We start from the raw sequence: 12,709 nt of genomic DNA, 5'->3' as shown, positions 1-12,709 counted from the left end.
ACAGGAGAGAACCAGTCATGAACCAAGGCAAGCAGGGCGGTATGGCACCTGCGTTTCCCCTGCTCATCGGGGTCGTCGTCGCGGCCGTGGCCTTCAGCCAGGACAACTGGGGCGGTGCCGTGCTGGGTCTGGTGGCCGGCGCCGTCATTTCCCTGGCCGTGTCGGCACGACGACGGAAGCGGTAGTCCACGATGAAGTATTCGATACTGCTGCCGGTGGTGCCGACCCGTCCCGAGCAGGCGGTGCTGTTCGCGAACCTCGTGCAGTGGACCGCCGCCGAGCGCCTGTGGCAGGGGCAGTCGCTGATCCTCGACTCCCACCACCTGGCCACCTGGCTTGCCGGAATCGGTGTGCGCGTCCCGATGGGGTTCGGAGTCTCCCTCATGCCGTTGCGGTCGCCCTACCAGGCGGCCCTCGAGGCACGCTCGGTCGCACTCGCCACCGGACACTCCGTGGTGGCCGGGTTCGGACCGGGGCCCGTGTCCTTCCAGAGCGCCCTCCTGGGGCAGCCGTACGCCAGGCCACTGCGGGCCTCCCGGGAGTACGCGACGATCGTGCGCGCCCTGGTGTCGGGTGACGACGCCATGGTCGAGGGCGAGTACTTCTCGGTGGCCGCCCGGCTGCCGAAGCGTCCGGCGCCGCCGGTGGAGGTGGGCCTCGGGGTGCTGCGCCCGAAGATGGCGGCCCTCGCGGGCGAGGTGGCCGACCGGGCCATCACCTGGCTCATGCCGGCCGGTCACCTCGCCGAGACGCTGATCCCGGCGATGCGTGGCGCCGACCGCACACTCGAGGAACCGGTGCGCACCACGGCCATCGTGCCGCTGGCGGTCGCACGCCAGGGCCGTGACGTCACAGCCTTGGTCGAAGCGGCGTGCGGAAACCATCTGAAGGCGCCCCACTACCAGGACGCGCTGCGCAAGGCCGGAATCACGGTGTCCGGCCAGGGCGACGCGCAGGACACCGCACGGGTCGTGGACGCGGGCGCCTTCCTGTACGGAACCGTGGAAGAGATCCACGACCGGCTCGCCGAGTTCGCAGCCGCCGGGGTGGACGAGGTCGTCCTCAACACGATCGGTGTCGCGCAGACGCACGGACCGAAAGCGGCTGCCCAGGACCTCCTGCAGATCCTCGGCAGTGCGACGGGTGTGTCGGCAGCCGACGTCGGACTGACCTGACGCGTGGCCGGCCGGGCGGGCCCCCGCTCGCCCTGCGTGGCCCGCAGGAGCCGGTGCGCGGCCCGGGACGCGCGGTCGGGCGCGCCCCGTCCCATCCCCTGTTCACAGAGTTGTCCGTCAGCAGAGAGGGCGAAAGCACATGTCCCGCACCGAGAACGTCGATGTCGTCGTCGTGGGAGGAGGCCCGGCCGGGTCCACGGTCGGAGGCCTGCTCGCCAAGGCCGGCCGCACGGTACTCATCCTGGAACGGGAGACCTTCCCCCGGTACCACATCGGGGAGTCCATGGTGTCCGGCATGGCTCCGCTCATGGAGGAACTGGGCCTCATAGAGGAGCTGGACGCGCGCTTCCAGCACAAGAGCGGGATCACCCTGCGGTGGGGCAGGGACCCCGAACCCTGGCGCAGCGACTTCTCCGCTGCCTTCTCCTCGGCCGGCAGCCACTTCACCCACGCCTGGCACGTCACGCGGAGCGAGTTCGACGAGCTGATGCTCGACAACGCCAGGAAGCTCGGTGCCATGGTTCACGAGGCCGCCCAGGTCACGGGGATCCTCCGGGACGAGGCCGGCAGAGTGACCGGGGTGGCGTACACGCAGGACGGTGAGACCCACCGGGCCACCGCCCGCTTCGTGGTGGACGCCTCCGGCCAGGCCCGCCTGCTGACCCGTGAGCTGACGCAAACCAGCTGGCAAGAGGATCTGCGCAATGTCGCGGTGTGGACCTACTTCGACTCCTACACGCCCATCGAGTACAAGGACGACATCCTCGTCGAGGCCATCCCAAGCGGCGGCTGGGTGTGGGGCATTCCGCTCTCGGACACCAGGTTGAGCATGGGATACGTGCTGTCCGCCGAGAAGCTCGCCGAGCAGACCCGCGGCGGCCGTACCCAGCGGGACGTCTTCCTCGACTGCCTGAAGAACAGCCATGTCGCGAAGACGATGGTCGACGCGGAGGCACTCGGTGAACTGCGCACCACACGCGACTGGTCCCATGTGTGCGACACGTTCCACGGTCCGGGCTGGGTCGCGGTGGGAGACGCCGCCGCATTCATCGACCCCCTGTTCTCCTCCGGCGTATGGCTGGGTACCTCGGGGGCATGGCTGGCCGCCCGGGCGCTCGACGCCGCGCTGGGGGACCAGGGGCGGGAAGAGCAGGCCCTGGAGAGGTTCGACGCCCTCTACCGCCAGCTGTACAAGGACATCCTGGCCTACGTGCGCTTCTTCATGGACCCGACCCGGTTGCGCGAGGAGTACGAGGAGCGGGCGCGGGAGATCGCGAACATGGTCACGCAGAGTTCGCGTGTCGGGTTCATCTCGATGATCTCGGGCGTGAGCGCCGTCGCGGATGTCGTGGACTTCGACCCGATGAGCCTGGAGGAGGTCGAGGACGTCCTGCAGGAGTGGGACGAGCAGATCGCCGCGAGCCGGGAAGCCGGTGAAGGCGGCGGTGAGCGGTCTCGTGCGCAGGAGGTGAAGGCGTCCCACAAGGCGCACCCGGTCCGCTGACACCCCTGGGCCCGCGTGCCGCCCGCGCTCGGTGTCCTGCTTCCGGCCGAGTCCGCCGGGCGCGCCTTCGCCCGTCCCGGGGAACCGGCACCGGGCGGGCCGCATGCGAGTCCGGTGCGAAGAAGGACACAGGCACAGGTTGGCCGGGCGTGCGGATCGCACGCCCGGCCAACCTGTGCCTGCGCTGCCGTGACCGTTCGACGGGCAGCGGCGGGCATCACCGGCCGAGCGGCTCCCTGGCCGGCGGCACCGTGTGGAGGGCATTCGTCCTGTGCGTCAGATCCACTTCCGGCGAGTCGCCTCCACCCCTGCCGCGAAACGGCTGGAGGCGCCGAGCCGCTTCATCAGTTCGGCCATTTTCCGCCGTTCCGTGCGCACGCTGATGCCCAGTGTCCGTGCCACCGCACTGTCGGTGAGACCGTTGGCCAGCAACTCGAGCAGCTTGCGTTCCTGGGGTGTGATCTCGTCGGGCAGTGTCAAGCAAGGAGCGACTTCGTGAGGGAACCGGTCCGCATGTTCCCAGTACGCCTCGAACAGTGCCCGCATGGCAAGGACCACCGGCCTGCTGCTGAAGAGCAGTGCCGAGGCCGTCCCCTGACCGGGCAGCCCGCTGACCACGGCGGCAGTCGTGTCCACGATCAGCAGCCGCATCGGCAGGGAGGGGGCGGTGCGCACTTCGCAGTTGTGCTCGACCATCCACTGGGCATGTGACCTGATGACGCGATCGTGCATGCTGCTGTCGATGTAGATGGAACGAAAGCGCACGCCGCGGGCGACGGCGCGCTCGCTCAGGGACCTGGAGTCCTCCACCGACTCCTCGGTCAGTCCTCCCGCGAGGTGGAAGGCCAGGACTTCGTGTCGGCAGGACTCTGCCAGGGCCTCAAGACGTGTACGAATGTCGTCGCTGTTGTGCAGTCGCTCGATGCTGTCGGCGTGAGCCGATTTCCTGGCAGCGGCGTATTCCGCAGCTATGGCGTCGAGCACCGTCGTGTTGTGCTGGATGCAGTGCTGCCGCCGGGCGAGTTCCTTCTGCTCCCGCTGGAGCAGGACTCTCATCCCGTACGACGGGTGCACGGCTCTCAGTCCCCCGGGCGAATCCTTGGAGGCGACGAGCAGCGACAGGTCGATGAGCCGTGCTATGGCCGTCTTGACGCCGTAGTGGTCACTGTCGGCTAATCCGGCCAGCTCGTGCGGGTCCTGTCCGTCGTGGAACAGGAACGCGCGATACACCTCGAGTGTCTCTTCATCAAGATGTGGCAAATCCGTCACGTGCTCCTCCCCCGTCTGAGCCGCCCGGCGTTGACGCGCGTAGACGATCTAGGTGTGGACGTGCGCGTTCCTGGTGGTGCTCCTGTCAAAAGTCTGCACGGTCGTCACCGTAGCGGCTGACGCCGTCCGGTGGGGATGCCCGGACGTGCCGTCACTTCCGTACGCATGGTCCAGCGGCGTCACGGGAGTTGGCCGGAAGAGCCTCCGCCGCCCAGCAGCCGCCGCGGGCGACACCGGTTCGTCCCGCCACCCGGCCTGACGTGGCAACAAGCTGCCCGGCAACTTCCTGACAGGTCTCGGATGCGGACACGTGGGGTACCAGAATGATTTCCTCTCCTCGGCCGCCGGTACCGCCGGGGGCGAAGCGGCCGGGGGCGAACGGGGCGCCATGGCTCGATGCCTCCCAACGGCCGTCACAGGCAGATGGATTGGAGTCCAGCCATGTTCCTGGCAGTCGCGCTCACGCTGGCCTTCACTCCGAACTCCCCGTGACCGGCCGGGACGCCGGTCGCCGGCCCTGGCCGCGCGCATCGCGCTGCCGGTGATCGCGGGCGACGACGCGATCACCCATCGACGCCGGGCCGGCCCGCGTCGTGACCGGCCCGGCCACCGGGACCCGGCTCCCGCAGACCGCGCCACGAGCAACCTGGACAGATCGCTACATCGAGGAATTGTGGGGGACAATTATGACCTCGGTCACGAGACGCTGCTCCTCTTTGCTGACCTCTTGTCCCAAGAGCAAGGAGTTGTTCATAGCCACGTGCTGTTCGCCCCGCTGAAAGGGGCAGACGGCGCAATGCTGTTCAGAATTCTGGGACACCTCCGGGTCCAGGAAGAGGTCGAGGTTCCTTCCCCCATACGGCGGGCGATTCTCACGGCCCTGCTCCTACGGTCCGGCCACCCCATCGGAATGACGGAACTGGCCGAATTGCTGTGGGACGATCCGCCCTCGTCGGCCAAGGCGAACATTCGCAGTCACTTCACCGGACTGCGGCGTGATCTCGACCGGGCCCTGCCGGGACTGAGCCACAGAATCAAGACGTGCCGCGGTACCCAGAGCGGCTACAGGATCGAGGCCGGGCCGGAAGAAGTCGACCTGCCCACGTTCGTCCGGGCTTCCAGGCAGGGCCGCGACTGCCTGGCGCGGGGCGAGGTCGACAGGGCCGTCGCCGTGTTCGAGGAGGCACTTGCCCTCTGGCGTGGTCCGTTCGGACAGGATCTGCCGATGACGCGCTGGTTCGACGCACACGCGACGGGACTGCGCAACGGGCGCCTCGACACGTACGAGGACCTCTTCACCGCGTTGCTCATCGCGGGCCGGACCGACATGCTGTCCTACCGCATCGAGACGATCATCGCGGAAGCGCCGCACCGGCAGCGCCTGTGGGAACTCCTGGCAGCCGTGTACTGCGTCCGGGGTGACTCGGCAGGTGCCTTGAGCGTCCTCCAGCGCTGCAGGACGGTCCTTGTCGAGGACCTGGGCATCGACGTGCCTCCAAGTGTCGAGGCCATGAGGAGGGCCGCGCTCACCTGGGACGGCGACGAGGCCGTGCGCCTGGTCGTGCGCACCGCATCGCGCCGGGCCCAGGTGTCATGAAGCAGCCCCGGGGGAGTGGGCCCGGGGCGCAGGGAAGGCCGGGCCGGCAGGCGGGAAGCCGTCGCCGCGGTCTTCTCGAGATGTTTCGAACGTGGTGGCGCACGGTGCCGTGTCCCCTTTTCCGCGGCGGCGAATACCGCGGCCGGCCGATTGTGCGCCGATGGTGCATCACGGAGGAGCCATGGAACACACGAAAGATCTCCCGGGCGCGATGGACGACTTCGTCTCCACGGTGATGGCCGACGACTTCCTGTCGCAGGTCTACCACCGCGAACACCGCGTGTTCCCCGGTGCCGCGGAGAAGATCAGGGCCCTCTTCGGCTGGGACGACCTGAACGAGATCCTGGAGACGCATCACCTCAGATCCCCGCAGTTGCGGTTGTCGCGGGACGGCAAGCAACTCCCTGAGGCCGCCTACATGGAGGCGCGCATCGCCCGGCGCGGACGCCGGCGGGTCCGCATCGATCCGGTGAGACTGCGAGCGGCGCTGCACGCCGGCCACACCATCGCGTTGCGGTACGTGGACGAGATGCACCCCGGACTGTCGCGGCTCTCCGAAGCCTTCGAGCGCAGGTTGCTCAGCGACTTCGAGTTCAATCTCTACGCCTCCTGGACGCCCACCGGCGGTTTCAACGCCCACTGGGACGACCACGACGTGTTCGCCATCCAGCTGCAGGGCAGGAAGCGGTGGCGCATCTTCGGGCGCAACGAGTTCTCCATGCACCCGAGGGACTCGGCGATGGGCACGCCGCCCGCCGAAGCCGTCGACGACCTGGTGCTCTCTCCCGGCGACGTGCTCTTCCTGCCACGGGGCTACTGGCACGACCCGGTGACCGAGGAGGGCCCCTCCCTCCACATCACCGGTTCGATCCCCTGTACCACCGGCCTGGACCTGGTCCGCTGGCTGCTGGATCAGCTCCGCGAGGACGAGGCCCTGTGCGCCGAGCTGTTGCGTGTCGGTGACCCGGAGGGCCCGCAGGAGGTGCTGCGGAAGGTGCGGGAGCGGCTGAACAGGGCGTTCGCGGAGGAGGACCTGCTGAAGCGGTTCTTCGCCGCCAGGGACGGCGCGCGGTTCGGAAGGTTCCGGCTCGGCCTCCCGGACGTCGGCCCCGCATCCCCTGTGGAGAGCGGTCCTCTCGGCGCACCCGGCCGGTGACGCTCTGCCCGCCGCCGCGGGCCGTGGCGGCCGTGCGGTTCCCTGCGCCGTCGCCCGCCGGAAACCGGACGGCCACGTCCTCCCCGGCGGCGAAGTACCGGAAGGAGGCACCGCGAGAGCGTGCGCTCGAACGCGTCGGCGGGCTGAGGACAGTGACCGCGATCGTGACCGCGATCGTGATCACGGATGTGATGGGGCCACGTGGTGTCCGACGACCGGAAGCAGGAGCGGCGCGGAAGAAGCCGCCGAGCCGCCCACGATCCCGGGCGGCCGGGGCCCGGCGGTCAGCCGGGCCTCGTCGCGACCACGCGGTTCAGAGCTGTACCGGTGCCACGGGCTGCTCCAGCGGCGTGGGCGCCGCACACAGCCGGCGGCGCCGGTCACAGATCGCGGCCGCGGATCGTGCGGGCGAGAAGCGGGACGCCGCGGCCCGGTGAGGGCGAGGCCGTCGCCGGCGGTGCGGGGCACGAGGTGGCCGTGCAGCTGGAGCACGGTCTGGGTCGCGTCCGGTCCGCAGGAGGTGACGCCTCGCTCGACGAAAGACAGAGAGGCACCCCCCGGCTTCCGGGTCAGCTGCCGCCGCCGCATCCCCCGCCACCGCCGCCGCATCCCCCGCCGCCGCACGACGAGCCGCAGGAGGAGTGGCCTCCCGAGTGGTGGCCGCCGGACGACGAGTCGCCGCCGCCCCAGTCCCAGTCACCGGAGGCCCACCAGCCGCCGCCCCCGGACCCGTACGACCTCGCCCGCCGCCGCTTGCTGTGCCGGCCGATGGTGCTGGTGCGCATCCCGCTGATCGCCGCGATCCCTGCAGCCACGACCATCACCGCGAGCACCGCCAGGGCGATGGAGATCACCATGGCGTCACGCTCCCTTCCTCTCCCCCGTCAGTACCTTCGCCAGCGCCCCCGTGGGCGCCTCGATCGGTGTGTGCAGCCGTGATGCCCGGCCGCGACGGCAGCCAAAGCGGAGTTGAGCAAGTCCTGAGCCACCGTGCTCACCGGGCTCGCCCCACCACGCCGCCCGCGGCTCCGGCCACGACTACGGCACCCGTGCACAAGCGGGCCGCCACGGCCGGGCACGGTTGAGGAAGAGCGCGGCTTCGGCGCAGGATGACCGGCATGACCTCCAGCGCACGCCCGATCCTCAACCGCCGGCTCGCCGAGTTCGGGACCACGATCTTCGCCGAGATGTCCGCCCTGGCCGCCACGACCGGGTCGATCAACCTGGGGCAGGGGTTCCCGGACACCGACGGCCCGGAGGAGATCCGCGAGGCGGCGGTGCGGGCGCTGCGCGACGGGCGCGGCAACCAGTACCCGCCGGGCCCCGGCGTGCCGGAGCTGCGCACGGCGATCGCGGCCCACCAGCAGCGGCGCTACGGCCTGACGTACGACCCGGACACCGAGGTGCTGGTCACCGCCGGCGCCACCGAGGCCATCGCGGCGTCGCTGCTGGCCCTGGTGGAACCCGGGGACGAGGTCGTCGCCCTGGAGCCCTACTACGACTCGTATGCGGCCTGCGTCGCGATGGCGGGCGGGCGGCGTGTCCCGGTGACGCTGCGCCCGCACGACGGCGCGTTCCGGCTGGATCTGGACGAACTGCGGGCGGCCGTCACCGACCGCACCCGGCTGCTGCTGATCAACACCCCGCACAACCCGACCGGGACGGTCCTCACCCGCGAGGAGCTGTCCGCGATCGCCGAGCTGGCCGTCGAGCGGGACCTGCTGGTGGTCACCGACGAGGTGTACGAGCACCTGGTCTTCGACGACGCCGTCCATGTGCCGCTCGCCACGCTGCCCGGGATGCGCGAGCGGACCGTGACCATCAGCTCGGCCGGCAAGACGTACTCGTACACGGGCTGGAAGGTCGGCTGGGTGACCGCGCCGCCCGCGCTGGTCACGGCGGTGCGCGCGGCGAAGCAGTTCCTGACGTACGTCTCGGCGGGGCCCTTCCAGTACGCGGTCGCCGAGGCGCTGAACCTGCCCGAGGACTACTTCACGGCGCTGCGGGAGGATCTGCGGGCCAAGCGGGATCTGCTGGCGGCGGGGCTGGAGAAGGCCGGCTTCGCGGTGTTCCGGCCGGCCGGCACGTACTTCATCACCGCCGACATCCGCCCGCTCGGGGAGAGCGACGGCTTCGCCTTCTGCCGGTCGCTGCCCGAGCGCGCCGGCGTGGTGGCCATCCCGAACGCGGTCTTCTACGACCACCGCGAGGAGGGGGCGCCGTTCGTGCGGTTCGCCTTCTGCAAGCGGCATCAGACGCTGCGGGAGGCCGCCGAACGGCTGGCGGGCCTGCGCCACGGGTGAGCCGCCCCCGGCCGCCGGTCCCCCACCGGCAGCACCGCTCATGACGACAGCCCGGCCCCGGGATACGGCCTCGCGGGGCCGGTGTCCTGGGTGCCGGGCTGTCGTTCGCGCGCGGTGCCCGTGTCCGTGCGGTCGCCGTCACGCGTGCGCCGTGGCGGGCGGCACGGTCACGCCTCGCCGTCGTCCTGCGGGCGGTCGGCGTCGTTGATCTCTCCCTCCAGGCCCAGCTGCTCGATGAGCCACCGGTCGAACTCGATGGCGGCCCGCACCCAGCTCACGGTCGAGGACACAAAGTGCTCCAGGCTCACGCCCATGCCGATGAGCATCTGCGCCTCGCCGATCAGGCGGACGGTGCCGTCGTCGTGGGTGTGGGTGTACACCTTCGGCCACAGGGTGCGGCGGTTCCAGTCGTCGATGGACTCCAGCAGCTGCGGCTTCTCGTCGATCTTGTGCGGCCGGTCGTAGAACGTCCGCACGGAGAAGACCTGCTGCTCGGCCTCGCCGCGGAACATGAAGTACGTGCGGAACTGCTCCCACGGAGCGACGAGGTCGCCCTCCTCGTCGACCAGGTGCTTGAGTTCCATCTGGTCCAGGAGCTGCTTCACGAGGTCCTGATCCGGGACGACGGGGCCCGCCGGTCCTTGGGGCTGCGGATTGGGCTGACCCCCGAAGTTCGGAATCGAGGACGGGTCGATGCTCACCGTGTTTTTCCCTTCGTGCGGATCCTGCCATCCTCCCCCATGCAGGGAGGGGGGTGGCAAGCCCCGCAGCGGGCTTGTCAGCCCTCGGCTGACATGATCGGGCCGGACGGGTGGCGGCGGGCCCCACCCGGCGGAGAAGGCACGTCCGCAGCAGACGGGCCGGCTGGTGACGACGCCCGGCGCGGCGCGCTCCCGGCGCGGCGCGCTCCCGGCGCGGCGCGCTCCCGGCGCGGCGCGGGCCCGCCACCCGGCGGGTGACGGGCCCGGTGGGCGGACCGGAACGGGCTACAGGGTCTTGCCGGTGGCCGGCCCCACCAGCAGGCCCTCGCCGAAGCGGTCGACGCGGACCGTGTCGCCGTCCTTGATCTCGCCGGCCAGGATCTCCTTGGCCAGCCGGTCGCCGATGGCGGTCTGCACCAGCCGGCGCAGCGGACGGGCACCGTAGGCCGGGTCCAGGCCCTCCTCGGCGAGCCACTCCAGCGCCTCGTCGGTGACCTGAAGGGTCAGGCGCCGCTCGTGCAGGCGCCGGGCCAGCCGGTCGATCTGCAGCCTGGCGATCCGGCTCAGCTCCTGCTTGGTCAGCGCGGAGAAGACCACCAGGTCGTCCAGCCGGTTGAGGAACTCCGGCTTGAACGAGGCACGGACCACCTCCAGCACCTGCTCCCGCTTCTCCTCCTCACTGGTGATCGGGTCGATCAGGAACTGGCTGCCCAGGTTGGAGGTGAGGATCAGGATGGTGTTGCGGAAGTCGACGGTGCGGCCCTGACCGTCCGTCAGGCGGCCGTCGTCCATGACCTGCAGGAGGATGTCGAAGACCTCCGGGTGGGCCTTCTCCACCTCGTCCAGCAGCACCACGCTGTACGGGCGGCGGCGCACCGCCTCCGTCAGCTGGCCGCCCTCCTCGTAGCCGACGTAGCCGGGCGGGGCGCCGACCAGCCGGGCCACGCTGTGCTTCTCGCTGTACTCCGACATGTCGATGCGGACCATGGCCCGCTCGTCGTCGAAGAGGAAGTCGGCGAGGGCCTTGGCCAGTTCGGTCTTGCCGACACCGGTCGGGCCGAGGAAGAGGAACGAGCCGGTGGGCCGGTCCGGGTCGGAGATGCCCGCGCGGCTGCGGCGCACCGCGTCGGAGACCGCGCGCACCGCCTCGCTCTGGCCGATCAGCCGCTTGCCGATCTCCTCCTCCATGCGCAGCAGCTTCTGCGTCTCGCCCTCCAGCAGCCGGCCGGCCGGGATGCCCGTCCAGGAGGCGACGACGTCGGCGATGTCGTCCGGGCCGACCTCCTCCTTGACCATGGTGTCCTTGGCGGCCTCCTCCTCGGCGCGCGAGGCGGCCTCCAGCTCCTTCTCCACGCTCGGGATCTCGCCGTACAGCAGCTTGGAGGCGGTGTCGAAGTCGCCGTCGCGCTGGGCGCGCTCGGCCTGGCCGCGCAGGTCGTCCAGCTTCTCCTTCAGCTCACCGACCCGGTTGAGGGACTGCTTCTCCTTCTCCCAGCGGGCGGTCAGGCCGCGCAGCTCCTCCTCCTTGTCGGCGAGGTCGCGGCGCAGCTTCTCCAGCCGCTCGCGGGAGGCCGCGTCGGTCTCCTTCTCCAGGGCCAGCTCTTCCATGCGCAGCCGGTCCACCGCGCGCTGCAGCTCGTCGATCTCCACGGGCGAGGAGTCGATCTCCATGCGCAGCCGGGAGGCGGCCTCGTCGACCAGGTCGATCGCCTTGTCCGGCAGGAAGCGGGAGGTGATGTACCGGTCGGACAGGGTCGCGGCGGCCACCAGCGCGGAGTCGTTGATCTGCACCTTGTGGTGGGCCTCGTAGCGGCCCTTGAGCCCGCGCAGGATCGCGATGGTGTCCTCCACGCCGGGCTCGGCGACCATCACCTGCTGGAAGCGCCGCTCCAGCGCGGGGTCCTTCTCGATCCGCTCCCGGTACTCGTCGAGCGTGGTGGCGCCGACCATGCGCAGCTCGCCGCGGGCCAGCATCGGCTTGAGCATGTTGCCGGCGTCCATGGCGGAGTCGCCGCCCGCGCCGGCGCCGACGACGGTGTGCAGCTCGTCGATGAAGGTGATGATCTGGCCGTCCGACTCCTTGATCTCGGACAGGACGGTCTTCAGCCTCTCCTCGAACTCGCCGCGGTACTTCGCGCCCGCGACCATCGCGCCGAGATCGAGCGCGACCAGCCGCTTGTCCTTCAGGGACTCGGGCACGTCGCCCTTGACGATCCGCTGGGCGAGCCCCTCGACGACGGCGGTCTTGCCGACGCCGGGCTCACCGATGAGGACCGGGTTGTTCTTCGTGCGGCGCGACAGCACCTGCACGACGCGGCGGATCTCCTGGTCCCGGCCGATCACCGGGTCGAGCCGGCCCTCCCGCGCCGCCGCGGTCAGGTCGGTACCGAACTTCTCCAGGGCCTTGTACTGGCCCTCGGGGTCGGGTGTGGTCACCCGGCGCCCTCCCCTCGCCTTCTGGAAAGCCTCCTGCAGCTTCTTCGCGTCCGCCCTCTGCCGCTTCAGGACCTCCCCGGCGGCACCGCCCTTCGCGGCGATGCCGATGAGCAGGTGCTCGGTGGACAGGTACTCGTCGCCCATTTCCTTGGCACGGCTCTGCGCGTCCGCGAGGACCGCCAGCAGCTCACGGTTGGGCTGGGGCGGCGCGACCGTGGAGCCGGTCACGCTGGGCAGCGACGCCAGCACCCGCTCGGCACCGGCACGGACGGACGCCTGGTCGGCGTCCACGGCCGCCAGCAGGTCGATGATGTTCTCGTTGTCCTGGCCCTCGAGCAACGCGAGGAGCAGGTGTGCGGGGGTGAGGTCGGGGTGTCCCCCGGTCACGGCCCGGTTGCCGGCCGCCTGAAGGGCGTCCCGGCTCCTGTTGGTCAGCTCGGCGTCCACGGTCGCTTTTTCCCTCCTTGGCGTCAGCGGTCTGCCACGTCTCCCACTGCTGACTCAGCCAACATACACAAACTTGAGTCTATTCCACTCAAGGTCGGCTGGGGAGGTGCGGCGGCAGCTA

10 protein-coding genes are annotated in these 12,709 nt (G+C 70.3%); 6 read left to right on the top strand and 4 right to left on the bottom strand.

Annotated features, from left to right (window positions below; genetic code table 11):
• Window positions 1-17: 17 nt before the first annotated feature.
• The 3 genes from IE286_RS22965 to IE286_RS22955 all read left to right on the top strand — a co-directional run bounded on the left by IE286_RS22965 (window position 18) and on the right by IE286_RS22955 (window position 2,679).
• Window positions 18-185: a hypothetical protein gene (locus tag IE286_RS22965; protein ID WP_189798669.1), complete on the top strand. Its 168-nt coding sequence runs from the start codon at window positions 18-20 to the stop codon at window positions 183-185.
• Between the two features lie 6 nt (window positions 186-191).
• A complete protein-coding gene (locus tag IE286_RS22960) occupies window positions 192-1,175 on the top strand; it encodes an LLM class flavin-dependent oxidoreductase (RefSeq protein WP_189798668.1) in 984 nt (327 codons plus the stop codon).
• 139 nt (window positions 1,176-1,314) lie between these two features.
• Entirely contained in the window at window positions 1,315-2,679 is a 1,365-nt protein-coding gene (locus tag IE286_RS22955; RefSeq protein ID WP_189798667.1) for an NAD(P)/FAD-dependent oxidoreductase, read from the top strand.
• A gap of 276 nt (window positions 2,680-2,955) precedes the next feature.
• On the opposite strand, the gene IE286_RS22950 is transcribed toward IE286_RS22955, so the two are convergent.
• On the bottom strand, window positions 2,956-3,948 hold the full coding sequence (locus IE286_RS22950) for a helix-turn-helix transcriptional regulator (protein WP_189798666.1): 993 nt from the start codon (window positions 3,946-3,948) through the stop codon (window positions 2,956-2,958).
• Window positions 3,949-4,708: 760 nt separating this feature from the next.
• Between IE286_RS22950 and IE286_RS22945 the strand changes: the two genes are divergently transcribed.
• The gene (locus tag IE286_RS22945; RefSeq protein ID WP_229863420.1) at window positions 4,709-5,545 is read left to right on the top strand and encodes an AfsR/SARP family transcriptional regulator; all 837 of its coding nucleotides are present in this window, start codon (window positions 4,709-4,711) and stop codon (window positions 5,543-5,545) included.
• Window positions 5,546-5,726: 181 nt separating this feature from the next.
• A complete protein-coding gene (locus IE286_RS22940; protein ID WP_189798665.1) occupies window positions 5,727-6,701 on the top strand; it encodes a cupin domain-containing protein in 975 nt (324 codons plus the stop codon).
• A gap of 569 nt (window positions 6,702-7,270) precedes the next feature.
• Here the strand turns inward: IE286_RS22940 and IE286_RS22935 are convergent.
• Window positions 7,271-7,558, bottom strand: a complete 288-nt coding sequence (locus IE286_RS22935) for a hypothetical protein (protein ID WP_189798664.1) — start codon at window positions 7,556-7,558, stop codon at window positions 7,271-7,273.
• Window positions 7,559-7,810: 252 nt separating this feature from the next.
• On the opposite strand from IE286_RS22935, the gene IE286_RS22930 reads away from it, so the two are divergent.
• The gene (locus IE286_RS22930; protein WP_189798663.1) at window positions 7,811-9,004 is read left to right on the top strand and encodes a pyridoxal phosphate-dependent aminotransferase; all 1,194 of its coding nucleotides are present in this window, start codon (window positions 7,811-7,813) and stop codon (window positions 9,002-9,004) included.
• Window positions 9,005-9,171: 167 nt separating this feature from the next.
• Here the strand turns inward: IE286_RS22930 and IE286_RS22925 are convergent, their stop codons facing one another.
• Window positions 9,172-9,705: a YbjN domain-containing protein gene (locus tag IE286_RS22925; protein WP_125498952.1), complete on the bottom strand. Its 534-nt coding sequence runs from the start codon at window positions 9,703-9,705 to the stop codon at window positions 9,172-9,174.
• Window positions 9,706-9,990: 285 nt separating this feature from the next.
• Entirely contained in the window at window positions 9,991-12,588 is a 2,598-nt protein-coding gene (gene clpB, locus IE286_RS22920) for an ATP-dependent chaperone ClpB (protein WP_189798662.1), read from the bottom strand.
• Between the last annotated feature and the right edge of the window lie 121 nt (window positions 12,589-12,709).

The sequence above is a fragment of the Streptomyces thermodiastaticus genome, from assembly GCF_014656135.1.
In the GTDB taxonomy this organism is placed as follows: domain Bacteria; phylum Actinomycetota; class Actinomycetes; order Streptomycetales; family Streptomycetaceae; genus Streptomyces; species Streptomyces thermodiastaticus.
Note: the sequence above shows the minus strand (reverse complement) of the source record. Positions and strands in the feature narration are given on the sequence as shown.